This is a genomic window from Pseudoalteromonas amylolytica, assembly GCF_001854605.1.
GTDB lineage: Bacteria > Pseudomonadota > Gammaproteobacteria > Enterobacterales > Alteromonadaceae > Pseudoalteromonas > Pseudoalteromonas amylolytica.
Genome location: NZ_MKJU01000030.1, coordinates 125,840 through 150,616, shown reverse-complemented (window position 1 = coordinate 150,616; position 24,777 = coordinate 125,840). Strand labels below are relative to the sequence as shown.

22 protein-coding genes are annotated in these 24,777 nt (G+C 43.4%); 8 read left to right on the top strand and 14 right to left on the bottom strand.

Features of this window, described 5'->3' with window-relative positions; translation table 11 throughout:
• Positions 1-104: 104 nt before the first annotated feature.
• The 5 genes from BET10_RS16590 to BET10_RS16570 all read right to left on the bottom strand — a co-directional run bounded on the left by BET10_RS16590 (position 105) and on the right by BET10_RS16570 (position 2,928).
• Positions 105-656, bottom strand: coding sequence for a GNAT family N-acetyltransferase (locus BET10_RS16590; RefSeq protein ID WP_070986705.1), 552 nt, complete (start codon positions 654-656; stop codon positions 105-107).
• A gap of 50 nt (positions 657-706) precedes the next feature.
• Positions 707-1,033 (bottom strand): hypothetical protein, encoded by a 327-nt coding sequence (locus BET10_RS16585; protein ID WP_070986704.1) that lies wholly within the window; start codon positions 1,031-1,033, stop codon positions 707-709.
• A 178-nt stretch (positions 1,034-1,211) separates the two neighbouring features.
• Complete coding sequence (locus BET10_RS16580; RefSeq protein ID WP_070986703.1) at positions 1,212-2,045, bottom strand: DUF6279 family lipoprotein; 834 nt, start codon at positions 2,043-2,045, stop codon at positions 1,212-1,214.
• Positions 2,046-2,200: 155 nt separating this feature from the next.
• Positions 2,201-2,593 (bottom strand): ACT domain-containing protein, encoded by a 393-nt coding sequence (locus BET10_RS16575; RefSeq protein ID WP_070986702.1) that lies wholly within the window; start codon positions 2,591-2,593, stop codon positions 2,201-2,203.
• 20 nt (positions 2,594-2,613) lie between these two features.
• The gene (locus tag BET10_RS16570) at positions 2,614-2,928 is read right to left on the bottom strand and encodes a DMT family transporter (protein WP_070986701.1); all 315 of its coding nucleotides are present in this window, start codon (positions 2,926-2,928) and stop codon (positions 2,614-2,616) included.
• 439 nt (positions 2,929-3,367) lie between these two features.
• On the opposite strand from BET10_RS16570, the gene BET10_RS16565 reads away from it, so the two are divergent.
• Positions 3,368-5,614: a M14 family zinc carboxypeptidase gene (locus BET10_RS16565; protein WP_070986700.1), complete on the top strand. Its 2,247-nt coding sequence runs from the start codon at positions 3,368-3,370 to the stop codon at positions 5,612-5,614.
• Between the two features lie 591 nt (positions 5,615-6,205).
• Here the strand turns inward: BET10_RS16565 and BET10_RS16560 are convergent.
• From BET10_RS16560 to BET10_RS16540, 5 genes are all read right to left on the bottom strand, one after another.
• Entirely contained in the window at positions 6,206-6,433 is a 228-nt protein-coding gene (locus BET10_RS16560) for a helix-turn-helix transcriptional regulator (RefSeq protein WP_070986699.1), read from the bottom strand.
• A 92-nt stretch (positions 6,434-6,525) separates the two neighbouring features.
• Positions 6,526-7,095: an SCO family protein gene (locus BET10_RS16555; RefSeq protein ID WP_170829171.1), complete on the bottom strand. Its 570-nt coding sequence runs from the start codon at positions 7,093-7,095 to the stop codon at positions 6,526-6,528.
• A gap of 55 nt (positions 7,096-7,150) precedes the next feature.
• The gene (locus BET10_RS16550) at positions 7,151-7,549 is read right to left on the bottom strand and encodes a hypothetical protein (protein ID WP_070986697.1); all 399 of its coding nucleotides are present in this window, start codon (positions 7,547-7,549) and stop codon (positions 7,151-7,153) included.
• A gap of 16 nt (positions 7,550-7,565) precedes the next feature.
• Positions 7,566-8,111 (bottom strand): carboxymuconolactone decarboxylase family protein, encoded by a 546-nt coding sequence (locus tag BET10_RS16545; RefSeq protein ID WP_070986696.1) that lies wholly within the window; start codon positions 8,109-8,111, stop codon positions 7,566-7,568.
• A gap of 43 nt (positions 8,112-8,154) precedes the next feature.
• On the bottom strand, positions 8,155-9,402 hold the full coding sequence (locus BET10_RS16540) for an MFS transporter (RefSeq protein ID WP_070986695.1): 1,248 nt from the start codon (positions 9,400-9,402) through the stop codon (positions 8,155-8,157).
• Between the two features lie 125 nt (positions 9,403-9,527).
• On the opposite strand from BET10_RS16540, the gene BET10_RS16535 reads away from it, so the two are divergent.
• From BET10_RS16535 to BET10_RS16525, 3 genes are all read left to right on the top strand, one after another.
• Positions 9,528-10,484, top strand: a complete 957-nt coding sequence (locus BET10_RS16535; RefSeq protein WP_070986694.1) for a LysR family transcriptional regulator — start codon at positions 9,528-9,530, stop codon at positions 10,482-10,484.
• Between the two features lie 379 nt (positions 10,485-10,863).
• On the top strand, positions 10,864-12,795 hold the full coding sequence (locus BET10_RS16530) for a hypothetical protein (RefSeq protein ID WP_070986693.1): 1,932 nt from the start codon (positions 10,864-10,866) through the stop codon (positions 12,793-12,795).
• Between the two features lie 8 nt (positions 12,796-12,803).
• Positions 12,804-14,543, top strand: a complete 1,740-nt coding sequence (locus BET10_RS16525; RefSeq protein WP_070986692.1) for a HEAT repeat domain-containing protein — start codon at positions 12,804-12,806, stop codon at positions 14,541-14,543.
• A gap of 57 nt (positions 14,544-14,600) precedes the next feature.
• Here BET10_RS16525 and BET10_RS16520 read toward each other — a convergent pair whose 3' ends face one another.
• Positions 14,601-16,751 (bottom strand): winged helix-turn-helix domain-containing protein, encoded by a 2,151-nt coding sequence (locus BET10_RS16520; protein WP_070986691.1) that lies wholly within the window; start codon positions 16,749-16,751, stop codon positions 14,601-14,603.
• A 232-nt stretch (positions 16,752-16,983) separates the two neighbouring features.
• On the opposite strand from BET10_RS16520, the gene BET10_RS16515 reads away from it, so the two are divergent.
• Together BET10_RS16515 and BET10_RS16510 are read left to right on the top strand one after the other, a co-directional pair.
• Complete coding sequence (locus tag BET10_RS16515; RefSeq protein ID WP_070986690.1) at positions 16,984-17,844, top strand: alpha/beta hydrolase; 861 nt, start codon at positions 16,984-16,986, stop codon at positions 17,842-17,844.
• Between the two features lie 18 nt (positions 17,845-17,862).
• Positions 17,863-19,086: a serine hydrolase domain-containing protein gene (locus BET10_RS16510; RefSeq protein ID WP_070986689.1), complete on the top strand. Its 1,224-nt coding sequence runs from the start codon at positions 17,863-17,865 to the stop codon at positions 19,084-19,086.
• Between the two features lie 75 nt (positions 19,087-19,161).
• Here the strand turns inward: BET10_RS16510 and BET10_RS16505 are convergent, their stop codons facing one another.
• Complete coding sequence (locus BET10_RS16505) at positions 19,162-21,225, bottom strand: alpha/beta hydrolase family protein (protein ID WP_070986688.1); 2,064 nt, start codon at positions 21,223-21,225, stop codon at positions 19,162-19,164.
• Positions 21,226-21,381: 156 nt separating this feature from the next.
• On the opposite strand from BET10_RS16505, the gene BET10_RS16500 reads away from it, so the two are divergent.
• On the top strand, positions 21,382-21,885 hold the full coding sequence (locus tag BET10_RS16500; protein ID WP_070986687.1) for a hypothetical protein: 504 nt from the start codon (positions 21,382-21,384) through the stop codon (positions 21,883-21,885).
• A gap of 1 nt (position 21,886) precedes the next feature.
• The gene (locus BET10_RS16495) at positions 21,887-22,096 is read left to right on the top strand and encodes a helix-turn-helix domain-containing protein (RefSeq protein WP_070986686.1); all 210 of its coding nucleotides are present in this window, start codon (positions 21,887-21,889) and stop codon (positions 22,094-22,096) included.
• 74 nt (positions 22,097-22,170) lie between these two features.
• Here the strand turns inward: BET10_RS16495 and BET10_RS21535 are convergent, their stop codons facing one another.
• Entirely contained in the window at positions 22,171-22,347 is a 177-nt protein-coding gene (locus tag BET10_RS21535; RefSeq protein WP_170829170.1) for a hypothetical protein, read from the bottom strand.
• A 249-nt stretch (positions 22,348-22,596) separates the two neighbouring features.
• The coding region (locus BET10_RS21890) for a FimV/HubP family polar landmark protein (protein ID WP_276204899.1) at positions 22,597-24,777 on the bottom strand (2,181 nt) is incomplete at its 5' end.

Genomic DNA, 24,777 nt, shown 5'->3' with positions numbered 1-24,777 from the left:
ATCACTTTGCGTGGCCTGTTCAAAGTGAAGCACCACTAAGTTACGACGAGATTATGACCTTGAATTTACGGCGCCGAATAAAATAGCTAACTTGCAACCTTGGCTCAGATCTTTATGACTTTTGGGCGAATGCAAAACCCTATAACTTTACCAAAGAGGCTTTTGTACATTGATTCGATTTCTTCTTGGTTAATATTTCCTCCACGTATAAGCATTTCGTGTGTTTCACCAGGTTCTGCGACAAGAAAGCCCGTAGAAGTAAATCCATTTTTTTCATAAAACGCTATACGTTTTACCCGTTGTTGAAGATTTTTTGCTCGCGTATCAATTTGTTCGATATTTAGGACGATTCTCTTATTAGGATACATGCCCGACATAGTATTCTTTACCTTGCTTGGGTATCCTTTGGAGCGAAACTGCTCTGCGATAGCTAAGCATTGTACAAAAACAATGTCTTGGTAATATGTGCAATAAATAAGACCCACCCATTTATCATTTTCATACAATACATTGAAGCTTTTGGGACCATTTCTCAATTTATAACGAAGCACAAAAGTCGGTATACGTTGTGCACTGGGAAATGCCTCTTTATATAAATCGATCACTTTTAAATAATTAGCATCGTTACTGTTAAACACTTGGAAGTTGATACTCATATGCTTGCCCTTATTTTGACAGCTTCGCTTTGGGGTTGGTTAAACAGCCTTCATAATTGCCGATGTGTTGATAGTTCTGCTGCCTTTTTCAGCGCCCACCAGCCTATGACGATACTCGTTACTAAACGAATTGGAAAATACACCAGCGCGGGTAGTGAAAACACCCAAGTGACAAACCCATTTGGCATCACATAGTAAGCGAGCTGCTTTAGCCAATAAATAAATGCAACATGCTGCTTTATGAATGCATCCAAAGACATTAACACTTCATTACCACTGGATTGTACAACCACCCACAAGGCGTATAGCCCAAGCGCGCCATCAGCAAAACTTCCGACAACCGAAGACCAACCGATAAACAACAAAAACCAACGCATTATTTTGCTCCTAAAGTCGTGTAACAACCAATAAAGGCCTAAGGATGCTTAGTTAAACTGCATCTGCAATTTCAAGCGACTTTCACCTGAAACTAGCGCGAGGGGCATTACTTTATTGCTTATAATATTTTTCTAACAAAACAAAACTTAGCGGTTCATCTGATAAGCCGCTACGGCGTTACTTTTGCAAAGAACTCAAATCTTCTGCCAGATCGTCAAGCTCTCGAAGCAAGTGTTTGCGCTGCTTGTCCGTTAAACTTTTATAAATTTTAACTAGAAACATGCGGTCTAACGCTTGATTATGCTCATTTCTTGCATTGAGCTGTTCAGATCTAAACTGCTCTGGATTGTTCAATAGTGCCAGCAAAGTGTGAGTGAAATTTTCACCTCTATCAGGTTGTTCAAACACCGCTTTTAGTTGTTGATGATATTCCGTACGATATTGATGCCAAAGATCCGCTGTGTGTTGTTTTTTCCCGTACAAATCTTCCACTAACTGTTCTTGCTCATCGGTTAGCTTACCCAACCACTGGTCTAAATTATCTTTATTTCCCTCAACCCAGCGCTTCTTGCGCTGCTCTTCGGTTCGCTTTTCACGCTTTTTAGCATTCTTCGACTGGGATTCCGCCAGCTCATCAAAGAGTTCATCCACTTGCTCTTGGCTAAGCATATTTGCCATTTGCGCCAAATCAGGAGTTAGCTTATCTCTAATTCTATGCCAATGAGACAACATTCTATTTTGGTGTGCTTCGATACTTTGTTCGGTTATATTGCCGGTTTGTATATCGGATTTTAAGTCGTTCAGTTGCGCAACATATTTACCAAGCTCTTGCGACTTATGCCATTGCAGCCAATCAAGCAAACGTTCATCAAAACGCGCTTCTTGTTCACTGTCCAACGAGATATAGTCATCTAAATACCAGTAAGTTAGCCAATCAGCGTTCCTGTACACGAATTTGGTGGAACAGCCTGCTAGCACCACCACAGTGAGCATTAATATTATTTTTTTCATTTTTTATCCCATTGTTCATGTTGTCCCTTAGTCTATACACGGAACCACAGAAAATGGATTAAAAAAGTGTCTGAAAGTATTACAAAATGTGTCACAACTTAATTGATAGTCGCGTTCCACAAAGAGATAACTTTAGTGCTCAGACACTGTACTTGCTAACACTGGCGTAGTGCAACCAGCGCATCCTGTGCCTTGTGCGCTTGCACAAAAATATGATCATGATAAAAACCCGCGATCACATTGGCGCTAATCTTTTCTTCAGTTAATCGTGTGGCAAACGCCGCTGTTAGTCCTACGGCATCGAGGCTCGAATGTACATTGAGCGTAATACATTTGAATACCGAGCTATAAGCCTGCTGATACTGATCTGCTCGCGCTTTGGGAATAACCAAAGTCATCCCTTCTGATTCCATGAACATAGCAATGGGGTTTAGCTGTGCAGCATCACCATACTTGCCTTGCTGCAAAGTGATAAATACAAACTCCTCAGCTAACAAGGTAGGTTGCATTGATTTAAGCAAGATTGCTAAGTTAGTTTCACCATTCATAATTACTCTCCTAAATACTGTTAACTACTCACCTTAAGGCCTATGATTGCAATAAATAACAACAGCATAAAAATGCCCTGCATGAGTGACACTGCGCTACCCAGAAATACATGATTAAAAAAGATAAGGCTACAAACGCCCACACCAAGCCATACCATGTAGGCAATTGCAACTTCTATATCTTTGATTGATATTGCGAATAAATAAAGGCTAATTGCCATTGAACCACATGCTAAAAACACAAACGGTGGTTTAGAAAATGATGCAGATTTTTCTAAAAAGATAAGCCAGCCAGCTTCAAACAAACCAGCCAGAACAAGATAAAACCAAGACATACTACACTCCATCTATGGGGCCGTCCCCGAATGAGATAGAGCGGTGAGGTCGTCCTCACTTCATGGCTAGAGGTGCTAAGGCTAAAACGCATTGTGTTTGCTGTCAATATTGTTTGGTATCTAAACCCACACCATGTATCTCACCGAAAACACCCATTTAAGAGACAAACATATCGCATAGATATGATTATTTTCATAGCTATATAATTTTTATGAATTTTTTATAAATCCCTTCATTTCCCTGTAGCGCAGAATATACCTAGGCTGAGCACAAAATTTTGCATAAATTGGCTCAAAAAGAGGTAATTTAGATGAAAAATGAGATTGAAAAATAATCAACTTCAAATTACGGTAGGTTAAACACAATCAACATAAGGAAAGCATTTACGCTGTAAAAATATCACCAAATAACAATAACTATCAGTAATAAGGAAATAACATGAAACTAACATCAGCAATGATGCTGTTGGCGTTGTCTGTCTCGACCAGCTACGCCACCACACAATCACATTCTCAGCTTCCTAGCGATGTTGCAAGTACAACAAATTCATTAAAAACTTATCATATACTCGCCGACAGTGCGCAACACAGCTATCAACTGGCGCACGAATATCATGATGCCCTGATAGACAGACAAAACCGCTTTGTGACGCTATTGTTAGACGAACATGATGCCGATAAGCTGCGTGAACGTGGGCACTTAGTCGTGCAAGTAGAAAGCAAACAAGTGCTTAAAAATCAGCCTTATTTACAGCAAGCGCTACAACAAAAAACCACCAGCAAACTGACGCGTTCAACCAAATTGAGCAATCTAAATGAGTCAGCTGGGATCCCTGGGTTTGCGTGTTACCCCACTGTGGAAGAAACCTATCAACAGGCGCAAAATATTGCAAAACGTTACCCACAACTGGCCTCATGGCGCTCAATTGGCCCATCTTGGCAAAAAGAACAAGGCTTAGGTGGCTATGATCTAAACGTGCTTGTGCTTGGTGATAACAGCAAAAAACGCAAAAAGCCTAAACCTATTTTGTTTATGCAAAGCGCATTACATGCCAGAGAATACACAACAGCGGCCACGACCCTAGCATTTGCTAATTATTTGGTAGACAACTATCAAAGTAACGCCGACGCACAATGGATACTACAAGAGCGTGACATCCATATTCTCTTTGTTGCCAACCCTGATGGCCGCAAACAAGCCGAAACGGGAGTGTTGTGGCGTAAGAATACCAATGAAAACTATTGCGCAGATACACCGCAAAGACGTGGTGTCGATTTGAACCGTAACTTTAGCTACGAATGGTTTGCGATTGATAATGGCTCCAGTGGTGAGCAATGTGACCAAACTTACCGTGGCCCAGTTGCCGCTTCAGAGCCTGAAGTTCAGGCTATTGAGCGTTATGTACGCAGTTTGTTTGAAGACCGTCGTGGCGACTTACCAACCGACCCAGCACCACTGGATACTCCGGGTCTATTTTTGGATATTCACAGCGCGGGCGGTATGATTTTATATCCCTTTGATACAACCTATGAACCTGCTCCCAATGAGCCGCAGTTAAAACAATTGGCTCAGCGCTTTGCAGCTTTCACGGGCTACCGTGCAATGCCCGCAGTAGACTTGTATCCAGCAGATGGTACGTCACTAGGGCTTGGTTACTCTGAATTGGGCGTCCCCAGTTTTGTATTTGAGCTAGGCCGAACCTTCTTTGAAAGCTGTCAAGACTATCAACAGGAAGTATTGCCCAACAACTTACAAGCATTGCTTTATGCAGCCAAAGTAGCTGGCACCCCTTACATCACACCACAAGGGCCAGAAGTGCTAGATTTAAGGATCTCTGGCGCAGGCTCAATGGCTGTGCCGCAAGGGAGTGAACTAACCTTACAAGCAAAAATCAGCGATGAGTTTTTATTGGCACCTGATAATGGCCCAATCGAAGCAGGTCAAGCTATCAAAAAAGTACGCCTGAGAGTTGAGCGCAACGGTAAAAAGTTTGGCAAAAAAGTTAAGCTCAGCCCTATTGATGGTGTATTTGATACGCCCGAGGAGTTCATCAGTCACACTTTAGATACTCGGTATTGGCCAAACGGCACTTACACCTTTATTGTACAAGCACAGGATAGAGATGGTAATTGGGGCGTCAAAGCAACCCAACAGCTGACGCTTGATAATAACGCTCCAGCCCCTGTTTCAGCACCTGAGGCAAACTTTATAACAGAATGTGTATATGGCGGCTGCGCGCTGACCGCAACAAAAGAGCCAACTCAAGGGGACGCTCTAACCTACAAGTGGTACATCAATGACAGCGAAGTACCATTGCACGGACCTAGCGTACAGTTTTGGGGGCTCAAAGGTACACAAACAGCCAAACTAGAGGTCGAGAACAACTATGCTCAGCGTACCATTGTTGAGAAAAGCTTCGAAATGGATGGCCCTGTTCTGCCCGTAACCAATGTAAGCTACGAGTGTGAAAAGCTAAGTTGTCACTTTGATGCTTCAAAAAGCTATGACCCCGACGGCTCGGTTGAATTTTTCGTTTGGAGAATAAACGGCGAATACTTAAGCTCTAGAGAAGCCATACTTGAATATGAGTTTAGTCAAGCCGGCGAACAGAAAGTAGAAGTCGCAGCAATAGATAATGAGTACTACTTAAGCGTAAAAACGCTCCTTATTACCGTAAACGAATAAAATCGTTCCCCAGAATCAAGGGCCCTTGTGGCCCTTTTCTTTGCAACTTATTATGTCAATGAACATGCTCAGTTGTATTAGCTCATATCCGATCTTACAGTTTAAAGAACAGGTTTAGACTTCGCCTGACAGGCGGCTTTGAGCGCTTCAAGATCATCATTATATGGCTATGTTGCGTCATTCTACAAAACGGCCGTTCATCTAATTCATTCCTGCGATAAGTCGATTTGTTTTCTAAATACGATAGGTCAGGCTATTTCTAAGTAAACTCATTATTTTTGTCGGATGGCGGCGCTGCGCGCCTTATGCCGACCTACGTCAACTGGTAGGTTGGTTAAGCCGAAGGCGCCACCCAACAGAGTGTCACATTCACGCTTTGAATTTCCGATTTTGGCACAAAGCTGCCCTTAGTCTCTAACGCGTTTCTGTCCAAATACGAGTTGGGTGAACACCCGGGACTTAAGATATTAAGTTGCTGTTGAACGGCGGAGTTTGCCTTATACGACGGTCAGATTTGATTAAGCCCTAACAATCAAATCTGACAGGTAAAGTTAAGACTTATTCAGCTCAGTAAATGTATTGCTATATCAGTTATGCTAATTCAACATCAAAAATCAAAGCCATTTCATAGGCTTGCTTGACACTCATCACCGTTCTTCCGCTTTCAAAGTTACTTATCGTGGCTTGATCTACCCCGATTAGTTCACCGAGCTTGGCTTGTGATAAGCCATTTTCCCTACGCAAATCGCGAAAACGCAGCCTTAGCTCTGTTGTGTATCTGTTAGCGGCCTGATGCCTGTTAATATTATTATCTCTCATACCCACTCTTATCACAGCCAAACCCTCCCCGTTAACTCGTTGGTTAATATGCTGAGTGATTTAAATTTGTTGGTTGAAATAACAATCACACTCTATGACTTCTCTTGGAGAGGCGACATACTCGCTTGCATTTTTATTCGTAACTCACGCGCTAATACCTTGGCATCAAAATCAGGTGCAAACCGCCCTACCAAGGTGCCATCTGGCGCTATCACAGAAAACATCACACTGTGTGATACGCTATAGTTTTGCTCTGTAGATGAGACACGAAACCGTACCCCTAAACTACCAGTGAACCTCTCAAGTGCTAGCTTGTCTGCCGTTGCGCCCACAAACGATGTATCAAAATACGTTACAAACTGTGTTATGCGCTCTGTGCTATCTCTCATAGGATCAACGGATACAAAAACAAAAGATATCGGCACAGATTCTCTGCCCAAACGTCTAAGCTGTTTTGCAAGCTCCGAAGCCTGCATTAAAGCCAATGGGCACACATCAACACACTCTAAGAAGCCAAACCACACAATAGTAAAACGACCAAGTAGTGATTGTCGGTTGTATTCTCCTGTTTGTGTTTGCAGACTGAAATTCACTATATGCTTGGGCTTTTCTAACCACTCAATACCACTTACCGACGTAGCCTTGGGGGCAAAAAAAGACAACGCCACTCCAAGCAAGATAGCCACACAAATAACGCAAATTGTCAGCTTGAAGCGCCTACAAACGATGCAATGTATAACTGACATAAGTTAGATACACACTTAACAGGGCAGGTAAAGTCACCCCTAAAAAATCTATCGCAAGAAAAACGGGACTACATAGACCAACGAGGACTTCCCAAATATGAAAAATGCCATGACCTAACAACCAAGCAGCGGGATAGAACCAAAGTGCTAACCGAAATCTCTCAAAGGTGCAACCAAGTACAAAGGCAATCCCAATGAGCAAGTAATTTATGCCTATGTCTCGCACAAGATGTTGATTAAATGGCCCTCTGTCAGGTACCCCTGGCACCAGCCAATACCAAGGCTCGGGAGCCAAGATCATAAATGTTCCGTTTGCCACAGCAAGTACACCTAACAGCAATGCGATTGTGACACTCATTCGTTGTGACATGTCAAACCTCCCCCCGCTAAACACGGCTTATGTTAGGGGTCAGTGTCATATCATTGAGCGTTATGCGGCTGCAACTTTTGCCATAACCCAGCGTATATTTGAGTGTGGGATAAACCCGCATCGAACTAATAGCAAGGCCGAGCGAGACAATCCCCTTTTGCCCCCAAATCGCTTGGATCTTTGCTCTTAATTCATCCGCATAGAGGTTATGAGCCAACACGCTGTCTGTAAATTCAACAACCAGCGCTAACTCTTGAGGTAACAGTTTTGTATCATTGGCGATAACCGCTTGAATATGCTCAGCACTCACACCCGCTTCTAAGGCCATATTAACAACCAGTTGTGTACACGGGCCGCAATCCTCCCAAAGGATAGCTCTAAGCCTGGCTGCAAAGACAGCGTCTGCCGGCAAATTACCTGAGTAAGCGGCCATCGTCTGAAACCCCATAAACCTTGTAAAAGCCGATAAGTCATTGGTTAAAATGTCTTGCATATAACTCACGTCGTAATCGTAACGTTCAGCGTGAGCACGCAGGGTCTTATTCAATATAAAGTTGATCATTGTCATCTCCTTGAGCAGTTATTGGTATCGTTGTTTCTACACGCTATCGCACCGTCTGTTGATGTGATGGCGAGTTTAGCGGTTTACTGTTGGTTGCTTTGTGTCTAAGCACTGGCTTGATCAGCAATAAAAAGCTCAAGGCAAACAACAATGCACAGCCGCTTAGCATGATAGAAAAGTGTGCTTTGCTAAGTAACACAGACCCCAGCATAGGTCCGGTTGCCAACGCACCGTATGACACCAATGCAGCTATACTTGCCAGCTTCACATGGTTGTTATGTTGCGTAATCAACGAAAGTAAGTAGGAATGAACCGCAGGCCAAGCGAAAAATAGCAACGACATGGCAATAACATAGGCCAGCAGCTGATGTGAAAAGCACAGTAAAACAGCACTACCTATCGATAGCGCAACCCCAATCATTAACCAGTAGCAACGCCCCACTCGGTGAATACCAATGATCGGCAACATGGCCCCTGCCAGCCCCAACAACCCCGTCAGCGCGATGGAAATATGGATCGTGTGTTCATCGAACCCCGCTTTAAGGCCGATTTGGCCCACGTAGCTCCAAATAGCACTAGCAGCAATTAAATAAGTGCTCATAGCAAACAATAGTCGATATGCCTGCGAGCTTGATTGTGACTTTTTACCCTGATGTGATTCATGGGTACTTGCGGGCACGCGCTGAGCGTTAAAGTTAGGTAGCAACAAAGTACACATCAAACCAAGTGCACACAGTGCTGCCATCACGTAGAACACCGCCAGTTCACCTCCCCAAGCCTTTAACATAGGAAGTACATAGATCACCAAGGAGCCAATACCAAACTGCATCAACAACAGTAAACCAAAAGCACGATCGCCATTGTGCAGCTTAGCTAAGATGGTAAACGCAATACCAACGCCCATCCCGCCAAGCACGCCACCAATAAACCGCAAGCTATGTATCAGCGAGTTATCATTAAGCCAAACCGTACCAATATCTACCGCGCACAATAACGCCAGCACAACAAATAGCATGCTTCGCCATGGCAAACGGTCGATTAGCAGTGTCACGCCCATCAAGCCCAATAAAGCGCCATATCCGTTTAGCGCCACAACCTGCCCTGCCTGCGATTCGCTCAATCCCATACCACCCACTAAAGCATCCACAACAGAGGGTAAAAAGTTAAGATAAGCCAGACCCACCATGGCAACAAAAGCCATAAATAGATAACCTAACATGCTATCGGCCGATACTTTACCGAGTCGAATGTGTTTTAACATGATGTACTCACAAATTGATTTGTTGTTCATGAGCTAGATTCTATGCTGCTGAAAAAAAGAGAAAAATGGGGGTTCTCACCAAACAATCATGAATAGTATTCACGAATTCTTACTGCTATATTCAACATTGATACTGGGTAACTGAGATACAAGGAATGGATAAACTTAGAGCGTTGGAAATGTTTTTAGCCACCTGTGACAGTGGCAGCTTTGCCTATGCTGCAAAGGCCTGTAAGACCGACCCATCCACAGTCAGTAAGGCGATTTCTCGCTTAGAGGCACAGTTAAATCTAACTCTGTTTCAGCGCTCAACAAGACAACTGCGCATCACTGACAGTGGCCTGCACTATGCAAACACCGTACGCAAACTTGTCCAAGAGCTGTCAGATGTTGAAAAGGAGTTGCGCCATAGCAACGATGCGCCACGCGGCACATTACGGATCAGCTCAGCCGTTTGTTACGGACATCTGTATCTAAGCCGGATTTTACCTGCTTTTTGTAAACGCTACCCGGATATCAAATTGGAATTAGAAATTAATGACCTACATGTTGATATTATCGACAACAATATCGACATAGCGATAAGAACGGGATTTGTAAAAGACAGTCGCCTGATTGCCCGCAAACTAAGCCCTATGGACTTTCTTACCTGTGCATCTCCTTTATATTTAAAAGAGCACGGTACGCCAAGAACATACCAAGACTTCGAACATCATAGGTGGATTGGCTTTCGCATCAAGGAGACACACCAACTACAACCTATTTACCTACCCAATGAGCACGGCGAGTTTGAGTTATGCGAGCTCAACCGAACCCACATAACCGATGATGGTGAGTCCATGGCAAATATGTGCGTAAGCGCAATGGGCATTGCGCAAATACCGCACTTTTTAGCCAAACAACATCTTGAAAATGGCGCTTTGCTGTCTTTGTATCCTCATATCCGGCCACCACAAATCGACAGCGGTGTATTTGCAATTTACCCAAAACGCGAATATTTGCCTGCTAAGGTCAGAGTATTTCTAGATTTTTTGATAACAACGCTTGAGCAACAAGGAGAAAGCACACAGCAAACATGGGCGCAGCACTATGAGAGCGAAGTTAAGTTTTAACGTTACAAGCTTGGTTTGCCTTTGCACCACTGATGACTAATTGCTTATGCGCGGTGATAGCACAGAGCACCATCAACAGGGCCCATATATTCAAGCTCACCGTGTAATCAAACACTGTGAATGAGACGCTATATCAGCAATAGGAAATACCCACAGCAACACAATACATTTCACACCTGCGAATCGGGCGGATTGTATTAAAACTTACAAAAAACGTACTCGGCCTTTTCAATTCATCATCATCGATGAGGCCCTCTAGTGACTGAATAACAAAGAATAATTAATCACTAAAAACTGGTCTGAACAGAATAACCCTCCATATTCCCTCCATTTTTAATTGCTACAAAAGCACTGTTTTTTATAATGGAAATAAGAAAATATGCGCACAAAATATCTAGCCTTAGTGCTACCACTCTTTTTAGCGGCCTGTTCGAGCGACGACAACGCTCTAAAAGTTACTGTAGATGACCAAATCACTACTGATGTTGAAAACGTTGCATTAGTGGAAATTAAAAATCCCGAACAAGGGCTTTTCCAACCAGGTCAACCTATCAGCCTAGATTTCACAATTAATACGACATTGCTTGAAACTGAGCACGTTGGTGTGACCTTTATGGCTATTCCAAAAGACAAAGTAGAGCAGCTAAAAACGCACGACAATCCAGAAGGTTATAACTTAGGTGTGCATTACATCGCGCAGCTAACGCCCGGAGAGCAAAGCTTTACTGCCCAGCTGATGCTACCAAACCAAGAGATGCCAAGCGGTGAATACCTAGTAGCAGGCTATGTTGATAGTGCACGCAGCATCGAAAATGAGCAAGACCTAGAAGATAATGCCTCACGCGGACACGAAAGCGGTGACTTCACCACCTACGCACAAGTTACGGTAGACTCGTCTAAGTATCACGATTTTGTGATGGACAAGCTGGTTGTAGGTGATGGCTATGCTCTTTTCCCTTACATTGGTTTGCGTGAAACCACATCTGATAATGCGCCAGAACATAAAGAAGCGGACTTAATTGGCCACTTTGATGCCAGTAAATTTGGCTCAGGTGTAAACAGCGCAAATGTATCAGCGACCATTACCATCAACGGCGAAACCTTGCCTGTTCACTTTTGGCAAGAAGGTCTAAATCACTATGATGATAAGATGCATATTGAGTTTAAAGATCACGAGCAAAGCCATTATTTCCCGTATGATATTGCTATCAATGGTGTGTTACTTGGTAAGTTACAACAAGCATATGATGAAAACGCTGATAGCAATAGCTTTGAGCTAACCATGACGCTTGAAGACACCTCTGAGTATGATGAAAGCAACACAGCTAACAATACGCTGACTATTGAGGTGCCATACTCGCTGTATAAAAATGAAGTGCCTGACGATCATCCTATGGCTGATGAACTCAATCAAGTAGCAGCTCAATCCAATGCAATGCCTTATCCGTATGCTGCAAGAGCCATCAACGATAACGTCGATACATCTGCGGTCGTTGTAAAAGGACAAGACTCGCTATTTATCATGGACATGTTTGCTAATGTGTATGGCGATAAGTCAAAAGTCGCTGTTGTTCCTTTATTTACGTCGTCTTTAGCCTATGCCAATGTCAACGGTGGTCGAGCTACAGCAGCCGCCAGCGGTGCTTTTTCGTTATACATGTTTAATCAAAGTAAGAGCCTGTTTAGCGTAGGTGCCTATGGTAATGCAGATGGTGGCGCTGGCACTATCAAGTATGGTGTGAATGTGAGCTTGATAGGTAACTCTCTCATTGATGAGTCGCAAACACTCGAAGCCCTAAATAAAAGCTATGGCCTTGATTGGGAAGAAGAACAAAAGCTATTCTCCACGACCTTCACGATTGTGATTGTGCCAATTAGCGTTTCAGCAGGCGTAAAAGGCAGTGTTGGTATTAACACAGATCTTAAATATGAAGATCAACGCTTTAGTATTGGCGGCGACGTATTAACAGCAAGCCTTGAAGCATACGCAACGGCTGGGATTGACTTATTAATTGCCAGCGGTGGTATCGGCGTCGACTTCTTGATTATTTCCGATACGCTCTCGGCAGAAGCCTATGTAGATATCAGCAATGTTATCTCAAACTCAGAGTTTATCTATGGCATCGATGTTAGCAACAACATGAAAGCGATTGAGGGTGAGTTTTATCTATGGGTTAAATACCCAGGCTACGAATTCTGTTGTTCATTCCCAACCAGAGAAGCCACAAAAACGCTTTACAACACAGGCGCTTTATACGATAAAACTTGGCAGTTAGTTAACTACCAAGACACTCTGAACTTCGCTAATTAAGGAGTAACATGTCGCGTTTAACCTTATTTATGGTTAGCGCCCTGACACTGCCATTTGGCAGTGTCAGTGCTAGCGCCAACGATAACTGTACCAGCTGGGGTAACTTTACAACCTCAGCAAGTACACAAATGACTACATTAAACAGCCCTAGTAACAACCGCTTAAGCATCTCAGGCGCATTGGTTTACAGACCCCTACTGCGCACAGAGAAAGCGTATTGGTTAGGTCTGCAACTTCACAAAGCAACATTAAGCGTTGATAGTAACACTGCAAAATCGCCGCTCTATCAGGTGCCATTTGCTGTCAAAGTTGGCGCTCAGTCGGGCCAAATATTGGCATACCATTTTGCTGCCAAGCTCAAAAGTGAAGATGAACAAAAGCTCATCGCTTTATATCAAGCAATGCATATCGAGCACCTCAAACACCTAGATTTAACTGTTCCAGTTACGGTTGAAGAAAATGACAATATGGGGCGCTACAAGGTACGCTATGAACGCGTTGATAACACATCGCTCATACGTCAAAAGTTGGTTTACCTGCAAACCACTCAAGGTAGCAACCTGTTTAACTTCAAGCTACCCGAAGTAAAAGCCGACACTTTCAACATTCAGCAAAATGCCTGTTGGATCTCTTTGCTTGAGGGCGAAAACAAAACCTATGTGGAAAGTGAAAAGGGCGATATTCGCATCAACGTGCAACAACAAGTATCGTATAAAACGAGTCAACAGCCTGTGCCCTCAGAGGCCTTGCTATTAACACTGCCTCTAGATCCAAAGAAATGGCCAATGTTGCCAAGCAGTGTGGTATACCCTAAACCTGCGCCAAATCCACTGCAAGATGTGCAAACGTTTATCAATACACTGACAGCCTTAGACTTAGCAAGTCTTGATGAAAAGACCCTAGAACAACTGCTGTATGACAATCAAGCCTACCTACTGTCATTGCAACAAGCCATTCGTGATGGCCTATTCAATGATAAAGCGCTAAGCCGCTTATTTTTAAAATTAGGTCAGAATGATTCAACTAACGCACACCAGTTGTTGGTTAACTTGTATCTTGATGGTGAAATAGCCCCAAAGCAGCGTTTTCGTAGCTTAATGGCGCTTAAATACATCCAAAACCCACTTTCTGAGAAATTGGCTGAGCAGATTTTTTCGCAGCTCGATAGTACCGAGCTGAGTGATGAAGAACAGCTACTATCTCGCAGCGCCATGATGGTCATGGGGGTCATTGCTCACAATCAAAGTGGCAGTGATTTTGCGCATAAAGTGACAGACACACTTGCAGACAAACTCATCACAACGCGCGATCAGCAAAAGCAGGCAACTTTATTGAATGCATTAGGAAATAGCCGCGATATGCGTCACCAAGATAATATCAATAAGTATATGAGTGACGACAACGCCGAACTACGTCGCCGTGCAGCTGAAGCGCTCGGCAAAATGCCTAACCCGCAAAGCCTAAAAATGCTCGAAACCCGCTTAGGTTCAGAGCAAAACAATAAGGCTAAAAGTGCGATTCTTGAGGCGATGGGTAACAACAAGCTCAGTCACCGACAGCTAGATACCCTAATGGCTTACACCCAAAAATCAGCGAGCAAATCATTACGCCTCAGTGCAATAAATGCTGTGGCAAAACAGCAAAGTGATGATGTGGATGTAAAGTCAAAGCTCAAACCTTTGCTTAAAAAAGAGCGGGACCAAGAAGTTCTTCGAGCCTTAATGCAAGCCATTCACGGCGGCAACTAAAAAAGGGACCATGGGTCCCTTTTTCGTTGTTCGTCACCTTGATCTCAGTAACTTACATCAGTCGTCTAAAATCAACTCAACCACAGCTTTTCTTGAAACCAGTGTAATATCCATCAACACTTGGCTTGCATTAACATCAGTCAGGTTGCTTACATTACTTGGTACCTTACCAATAACGGTAAATTCTTCGCTGTCTAAATCATATGACCATAGTTGGAGTGCGTCGTTAATACCGTAAATGTGATTGTTTCTCACGACAAAGTTTTTATCACTGCCTTGATTTTGCAATGCTTCAAGGTATCTGTCCTCCAAGGCAGAAGACAACCAAAAGCGGTTCATTTTGTCTTTATATACAACTTGCCCATCATCGCTACTGTCTGCCCAGGTGGCTTGTGTGTCTAAAATGACTTGGGTGCTGGCTAAGTTCAGGTTGATCTGTACCAACTTGACGATTCCAGCAATCCTAACATGAGCCAGTGCCATATTGGTGTCACTGTGCCATTGAAACAAACGTTCTACAGGGTGATCTAATACAAAGCTAGTTACCTCACCTTCTAAATTAATTAAGGTAAGTGAGCGATTTAAATTCACCAGCAATCGATCCCCTTGCCTCGACCACACCATACCCGCCATCATTGAGTCCATTGCAAAGTTTGACAGCTGGCGGGTCTTGCGGCCGTCGGTTAACCAAACTTGTGGATCACCCGAACGCGCTGACTCATAGGCTATCAACTCTCCGCTGGGCTGGAAAGTTGCGCTATCATCCGCAACACTAGATCGATGCAGTACGCGATACACACCCTGCTTATCGCTTTGTTCCTGTGCAGCTGTACTGTTTGTAATGTCATCAAGTGTAGCGATTATCACATCACTGTCGAAATAACCCTTGATGGCCAACATTCTCTCCCCTTGTGGATGAACCACAGGTGCAGCGATAGGTTGATCAAGCGGCAAGCTAACCTCTGAAATTTTGCCTTGTTGTGTTACCGTAAACAGTCGTCTTCCTGTACTAAAGATCAGTTGATCTTCCTGCGGGGAAAAATTTGGATAAATCAGCGTATGCTTTGCAATATTTTCTGGATACTCAATGCGGTGACTAGATAGTACCTCACCTTGCAGTGAGAGCATTTCAATATAGTATTGGCCATCATTATGAAACCCAGTCAACGAAATTTTATTGCTGTTGGTGGCAACATCATAGTCACTAATACTGCCACCGGGCATCTCGTACAACAGCGCACTCTCATCTTGTGCCACGGAATAACGTATCAACTTCCAAGCATCAGTATGTTTTTGTAACAAGGCAATATCATTGTTATTTAACCAAATTGGCTTGCGGATCTCGGAGTTCTTACACTCCATCAATACCGTGGGTGACTGAGGAGCATTTAGCGCTTGAGTTAAATCTAAGCTGGCCAATTGATAACACATTTTTTGCGTGATGGGCTTGTCACATTCGTCTTGTGTAATAAAAGCCAACTTACTGCCATCGGTAGAAAAGCTATGTGGACCATAGGCTCTAAGATTTTTGGTCAGTTGGAATTCTTCCTGCGTTTCGATATTTTTAGCCCAGATATGGTTAATACATAACTCATCTGAATAACGGCTAAAAACGATGAATTTACCATCAGGTGAATAAATACCGGTACTTTCTTTATAGTCAGTGGCGGTCAGAGCCCTTATCTGACTAACGGATATACGCACTGAGTTTGACGTTGAAAAGTAATGAAAACCGACCATGAACATGACACACAAAGTAATCACTAAACTTCCCCACTTTACGGGGGCTTTAGCTGACATCGCAACGGGCTGATGGACCTCGGCGTCGTGCTGTGTAATGCTTGCTGTGGTAGCATGTTCTGTTGAAGAATCTGTGACACGCTTTGTCGCAGCTTTTTCTCTGCGAACTTCACATTCCAAGCTATACCCTTTTTTGGCATGTGTTTTTATCAACACCTGAGTTTTACCATCATCTCCGAGCGCCTTGCGCAGCTGCGCAATACTACGCTGTAAGGTATTTGGCGACACCACCGTCCCTGCCCACACGTTATCAAGCAATTCATCCTGACTTATCACATCCCCCTGTCGCTGCGCCAAATATGTTAGTACCGCAAGCGCTTTGGGTGCCAGTATTTGCGTGGTGTTATGTTGTGTGATCTGATTTCTCGATAAATCTATAAAAAAGTCACCAATCCAGTAGTGCTGCATTGCTTGTTACCTTAATTTTGATGAATATGCGCATTCAAAAAAGAGCTTGAATAAGATGAACACCTTATCGAACCCAGTTCATTAGTCAAACTAAATATACCTAACAGACTGATAAAACTACTTTTTATTTTATCATTAAGACGTCAGTTAAAAATCACCTTAACATCAAGTTATTAAGTCGCTGTTGCGTGATGCTTGGGTTATTCAACACCTAAGCACAAGGACTTCTGATATGTCTAGAGCCATTTTATTCGTTATTTTTCTACTGCAACCCATTTTGATGACAAACGCCAATGAGCAAAACCAATATGTGATGCCCAGAACACACATCATTGATCTCAAAGACAGCCGCATGGGCTATCAGTATGAACTACTGATCAAATTACCCGAAGGCTATAAAAAAAATAAACACTTAACCTATCCCGTGATCTACTACACCGATGCCGTGTGGCACATTGAAAGCCTCTCGGGCATTAGTGAATTTTTGATAACCGATGCCATTCTAGTCGGCATATCATGGCAAACAGATAACCACAATCCGTTATTACTGGATGAAGAAGAGTATGCCAGTCGGTATCGTGATTACACCATCAGAACATCAACAAATGCAGCCAATCAAGCTAAATATAAGCTTGGTCAGGCAGATAAGCACTTAGCGTTTATTCGCAATGATGTGATCAAATATGTCGAAGATCACTATCGAGGCGACCCCACTAAGCGCACCTACTTTGGCTATTCACTGGGCGGCTTGTTCGGTGCTTATGCCTTAATGGCACAACCGAACACATTTCAAAACTATATTCTGGGTAGCCCATCACTCAGAAACAACTTAGCCAAACTTGAAGATTCACATCAAAACATAAAAGCCAAGCAACTCGACACAAATATCAATGTATTTATCGCCCACGGTACGCTGGAACAAGACCGCACTAAGGTAATTAATGATTTTGTGGCGACGCTAAACAAAAAACACAGTGCAAACGTCAACGTCACCAACGTTAAGGTGACAGGGGATCATCAAAGTGCTTTTCCAGCAACTTTAGTGCAAAGCCTGACTTGGCTGGCTGGCCTAAAAAACACCACACACCAATAATTCTGCTAAGGACTTGTTATGAATATGTTTGTTAAACACCTATTGGCGATGTCAGTACTATCTACAATGAGTACAACGCTTTACGCCAACACCATAGATACAAAGCCATGTGCTAAAACAACAACACCTGCGCCTGTGATATTAGACACACAAAAAACGCTGTCATTTTGGGACTTCCCAAACCTCGAAAAGGCCTACCTTGAAAGTACACCTAGCAAAAGAAAAGATGGTATAGAAGTGGGCCAGCTTGGCATTGATGGTGGTGATAGAGCACACATAATTACGCTGGCAAAAGAGATAGCAAATCAAAAGCACAGCGATATTGACAGTTTACTCATTGCCCACAAAGATAAATTAATATTTGAGTCTTATTACTTACGAGGCAGAGTTGACTTGCCTCACCCGCAGGCATCGGCCACCAAATCTTATGTAAGTATGGCCCTCGGTCGCGCTATTGAGTTGGGTTATCTTTCAATGGCTGACTTAAACAAGCCCATCATTCATTTTTTGCAGCAACTCGACACCAGCAAGATGGTAAAAGGTGCTGACAAAATCACCTTACATAAAGCGCTAAATATGCGTTCAGGTATTCGCCTTACACGCGCGCAGCAAGACGAACTTGCCAAACAAAGCGAACAAATGAAAGGCCAAGCTCAAGTGCAAACCTATTTACAGCACAGCCCTGCTATCTCAGCGCAATCACAGAGCTTTAACTATCAGAACCTTGACCCTAAATTAGTGATGCAAGTACTGGATGCTGTCGTGCCTGGTGGTGCAAAAGCATTCATCAAAACAGAGCTACTCGATAAACTGGGTATAGAAGTATATCAATGGGAAGATGACGTAAGTGGGTTGCCCATGGCGCCTTACCACTCACAGATGACCTCTCGTAACATGCTCAAATGGGGCCAACTGGTTAAAAACGAGGGAAAATGGCAAGGCGAGCAACTGATCTCAAAAGAATTTATGAGCAAGGCCACGCAAAGTCATAGCACGCTAGGACAAGATGATATCTTCTTTACAGGAGAGCACATCATAAATCCAGGTTACGGCTATTATTTTTGGCAAGCGGATATGCAGGTAGGAGATAAGCGCTATGCCACTACTTCTGCACAAGGTGGTGGTGGTCAGTACATTATCATCGTTAATGAGCTAGACCTGATCATTGTTTTTACCGCGAGCACTCGTGAGGAACGTATTATGGAATTAACCGCACAAAGGATCTTACCTGCATTTATCTAATTGGATGGGAGGTTGGATAGGCCAAATTTGCCCTATCCAACCTAAAACATATCAGTCAGTCGCAAGCGCGTTAGCTTATAGCTTGCTAATATCCACTTCAAGCTTTGCCAATTGCTCCGCTGTTTTCGCACTCACATTATTGCTCATACGTCCTCCTAGGTGCTGAGCAAAGAACTCTTCCATTGCGCGGATTGATGCGAGTTTGTTTTCACGCTTTAAAAAACCATGCCCCTCATCCTTGGCGAGATAATATTTCACTGGTGAACCCGCTTGGTATAACGCTCGTGCGATATTATCAGATTCAGCCTTAGTTACTCTTGGGTCGTTTGCGCCTTGTAGCAACATCAATGGTGCTTTAATGTCATCAACAAAGTTAATTGGAGAACGTGATGCCATATCTTGGCGGTCAGCCTCAATTAATGGGTCACCAACCGCTTTAAACCAATCACCTAGGTATGGGCGAAATCGCTCTGGAAAAGATTCTACCAGCGTAATTAAGCTAGATGGGCCAACATAAGAGATCACTGCTTTATAAACATCAGGTGTAAAAGCCGCACCTGATAGGGCTGCATATCCGCCATAAGAAGCACCTAGGATGCCAACTCGGTTTTTATCCGCAATACCTTGTTCAACAAGATAGTTCACGCCATCAGTTAAATCGTGCTGCATGTGGCCTGTGCCCCAATTGCGCTCTCCGAGCAAGGTAAAGCGCTTACCAAAACCGATTGAGCCACGATAGTTTGCCTGCAACACCGCATAGCCTCGATTCGCAAAATAGTGTGCAATTGGGTTGAAATAATCGCTGTCATACGCCCAGTGATCACGTGCCCAAGGCCCACCATGTGGTAAAACGATGGTTGGTAGGTTTTGTGCATTTTGCTTTGGTAAAGTGAGATACGCTTGGATCTGCTCCCCATCCCGAGCTGTGTAATAAATGGTCTTTTTAGGTGACAGTAGCTCTGGCGCTATTTTTGGTGCCTTATTCAATAAGTCCACCAACTTTTGCGTTTGCGCTTCATAAACAAAGCGTCTTCTCGGCTGTACCGAAGAAGTGATACTGATGTCCCAATGACCTTTTTCGTGATCTATTTTATTGATTAAAATGTCAACGTCTTCATCGCTAAACTGTGACTCTATCACAGCCAGTTGCTGTTTAGCCTCTTCCTGTAGAGGATAGTTACGAAGTCGGTCGCCATAGTAAGTCACCAAATATGGTGCGCCGTTATCATCGAGAATGACCTTCTCTAAATCCGACTCATTTTTCGGGTCTTGGTGAATTGGCTCAATAACACCATTGCTTAAGTTCAGTGACAGTAACTGCTCTTTGTCACGTCCTTCAATATTTGCACTCACCAACGCCGTATTTGTGTCTTTATCAAAGTGATAAAAATCAATATCTTCACCTTGTAATGTGGTCAGAACCTTATGCCATTGGCCATTATTCTTACGATACAAGGTGCGGGTATTGTCTTTATTTTTAACTAAACCAAGTACCACCTCACCTTGCTCATTTATATACTCGTCAGCAAAAAACAGCGTATTAGTGTGAACTGACTTAAACTCAAGGGTATCTGCGTTAAGGTGATACACATCCAATCTGCCGATGTCACTGTGGTTTGCCTTAACCACTAATGTTTGTGGTTGCTCACTCAGTTGTTGGATGAACTCAAACTGTGCGTTAGGGTTGGTTGTCAGTTTTGTTATTTTCGGTGCTTTTTGTAGGTCATTAACATCAAACTTCAACGAGAAAAGCTGAGTATTTTCATCTCCTTGGTGATCCTTGAAAAAGAAAAGCTCCCCGTCTCTTGATGACCAAGCATAGCTATCTACTGGGTCTTTAAGCTGTGTGAGTGCAACCGCTTCAGAAGCCTTGCCACCCTTGGGAACAATAAACAGGTTATTTGCGCCATTTAGGGTTTTCAAAAACACCAAAAAGCGACCGTCTTTAGACAGTTTTACGCGACTAATTTGCGCTTTATCAAATAGATCTTCCATCTGGATCAATGCGCTTTGCTGCTCGACAGATGCAGTCTTGGCATTTGTTAGCACTGCGGCTCCCTGACATCCAGTTAAACATACGGCTACAGCCATAGCGGTACCAAGTAGGGTTCTTTTAAAAGTGGTCAATTGTGTTGTCATAGAATTACTCCTCCTTAAATTTGAAATCATCATTACACATAATTTTATTATTGTAAAACGATAATTTATTGTTTTTTTGCAATCATTACTTTGTGATTTATAATAATTAAGGCAAAATAACCGTTATAACATAGGAACAATAAGAGCAAATCAATAATGGATAAAATACAGAAAATCAGTGGCGTCATGCGCTGGACAGTGGTGCTTATTGCAGTTGTTGTGATCTCCTACTTGCTTTATCAACAGTGGGTTGCAAACACAATTGTGTACTTTGAGAATCATATGCTTCATGAGCTTTGGGAATCAGACCAAGCCAATAACAGCCTTGTCGCTTTGTTACTCGCCCCGATCCTCATGCTGATGATCCTAAGCGTCTACTGGATCTTGGCTTTGCTTGGGCAATTTCAACAAGGTGAGTTTTTCAGCCCTTTAGCGCTACGTTACTATGTGGCCTTTATTTGGACTAAGGTGGCAGGTTTACTATATAAAATGCTGTTGGGCTTTGTTGTCGCAAAATGGCACGATGCCCTATTTGATAGCAACCTATTGATCATACAATTTGAATTTGGCTACCTAACCACATTAATTTTGATGGGTGTCGTTGCCTATTTACTCAAGGCGGCCAAAGCCATCGAAGATGAAAACAAAGAGTTTGTCTGATATGGAAATAGTCGTAAATCTAGACGTAGTCATGGCGATGCGTAAGGTCAGTTCAAAAGAGTTAGCCAAAGCCATTGGCATCACTGAAGCCAACCTGTCACTGCTCAAACGCGGTAAGGTAAAAGGCGTAAGATTCGAGACCTTGGCGCAAATTTGCCAGTATTTAGACTGCCAGCCTGGTGATATTCTCGCCTATAAAGCCGACGGATAGCCTAGCGAGTAAGATAGCATTACAGGTTTGCTGTGATAGTCATAGTAAACCTGTGAGCAAGCTGCGCTGGTGGTTCAGCAATTGGTTTTACCGCTTTTTTTAAGTGGGAATAGCTTAAACCAAAATGCCATTTCAAAAGCAGCCCCCAAAATGATAAATAGAAAAATACCTGTAGTGCTGCCATAACTGTATGCCGCAATTGCAGCAATGAGTAACAGCAAACTGATGAGAATGCGGTATAACGTGTTCATCAAGGCCCTCTATTGTCGTTCTTGATTTAAAAGTTCCTTTATTAGTACCAAACCTTTAGCCCGTTGACTAGTATTAGTTTTCAGCTTAGACCCACTTTAACTACAGTGGACGGGATCATTTGCGTGTCAGAATATTTGATTTTTCTGATGGCTCGATGGTATTGCTAATAGAGGTCACAATGAAGGGTTCTGTGTCATTACTGCTTAACCACAGAAATGACACAGTCCTTGATGAGATATCCAGATGTTCTAACTATTACCTTTTATCTTACTTTGTAAAGCGCTAGCTTCTTCTTGTACGCTTTGTGGGCCCGTGCTTATAACGTCATCAATCACTTTATTTGCTGAGTCATAGTCTTCTATTTCAATGTAAGCTCTAGCTAAGTCAAGTTTCGCAGAATACCCTTCTTCTTCAAGGTCAACATCGGTTGCGTTATCACCTGCCAGCAAATCATCGAACTCAGATAGCCCTACATCCATATCAGGATCTGCATATGGCTCATCTTCTAACTCAAAGTCATCACTTTGCGCAAGCAATTCGTCTATATCAACAAATTGTTCATCTTCAAGATCACCTTGTTGTTCATCACCTTCAATATCTGAAATACTCTCTTCATCTTGCAAGAGTGATTCAAAATCGACATCAACTTCATCTAAATCAACTTTTTCAATGGGTTCAGGCTCAGCCAGCTCGTTCAGCAATGAATCAAAGTCTGACTGAGTTAGATCAGACATAAACTCATCTTCTATTGCAGCTTCATCAAGCTCAATATCTTCGTCCACCTGTTCCGAGCCAGCAGTGTCATCATCTGACTCTAGTTCAAACTCAGGTAACGACTCAACATCATCCATGTCAAAATCATCTTCTGATACATCTGACTCTTTTGGTTCGTCGGTGATTGACGCTTGCTCGTCAAACTCGCCCAAAGACTCTATGTCCAGTTCATCATCGTCGCTTGCTAGCTCATCCGTTACAACGCCTGACTCTTCTGGCTCATCGACCATTGATTCCTGTGCGGCCTGCTCGTCAAACTCGCCCAGAGACTCTATGTCCAGTTCGTCATCGTCGCTTGCTAGCTCATCCGTTACAACATCTGACTCTTCTGACTCATCAGCCATTGATTCTTGCGCAGCCTGCTCGCCAAACTCGCCCAGAGACTCTATGTCCAGTTCGTCATCGTCGCTATCAAGCTCATCGGTTTCGATGACTGACTCTTCTGGCTCATCGGCCATTGATTCTTGCGCAGCCTGCTCGTCAAACTCACTCAAAGACTCTATGTCCAGTTCGTCATCGTCGCTATCAAGCTCATCGGTTTCGATGTCTGATTCTTCTGGCTCATCGGCAATTGATTCTTGCGCAGCCTGCTCGTCAAACTTGCCCAGAGACTCTATGTCCAGTTCGTCATCGTCGCTATCAAGCTCATCGGTTTCGATGTCTGATTCTTCTGGCTCATCGGCCATTGATTCTTGCGCAGCCTGCTCGTCAAACTCGCCCAGAGACTCTATGTCCAGTTCGTCATCGTCGCTATCAAGCTCATCGGTTACAACGTCTGACTCTTCTGGCTCATCAGCCATTGATTCCTGTGCAGCTTGCTCGTCAAACTCGCCCAGAGACTCAATGTCCAGTTCATCATCGTCGCTATCAAGCTCATCGGTTACAACGTCTGATTCTTCTGGCTCATCGGCCATTGATTCTTGTGCAGCCTGCTCGTCAAACTCGCCCAAAGACTCTATGTCCAGTTCATCATCGTCGCTATCAAGCTCATCCGTTACAACGTCTGACTCTTCTGGCTCATCGGCCATTGATTCTTGTGCGGCTTGCTCGTCAAACTCACCCGACTCTAAATCTAGTTCGTCGTTATCCATGCTGTCTGGCATATCATCCAGTACATCATCAATAAGAAGCTCTGATAACTCGTCATCCAGATCAGCGTCTAAATCATCTTCAGAAGCGCCGCCGTCAGCTAATGTTTCAGCCAAACTGCGTTCTGTTTCACTAATATTAGAAGGCTGTGACGTATCATCTAACTCAAGCTCAGGGTAGCTATCAAGCTCAATACTTGGCTCAACTAGATCTTCCAGTTCTTCATCATTGTCTTCCTCCGACAAATCAACTTCATCTGCTAGAGGATCATCACCAAGCGCGACTTCCTCCTCATCTAGAGGCTCATCATGCCAGTCTTCCTGCTCTTCTCTATCTAATTCATCTAACAGTTCATCGACGCTTTGTAATTTTGACTCTCCATCAGTGCTTAATGGATACTCTGGAATATCTTGGTCATCATCATCGAGCAAAACATCGAATTGGCTTTCGCCCATCTCTGATGAAAGCGATGGCTCATCATCTTGCGATTCTTCCAACAAGGCCTCGATATCATCATCACTTTCTGTTTCACCTTCCTCAGGTTCATCCAACAAGGCGTCGATATC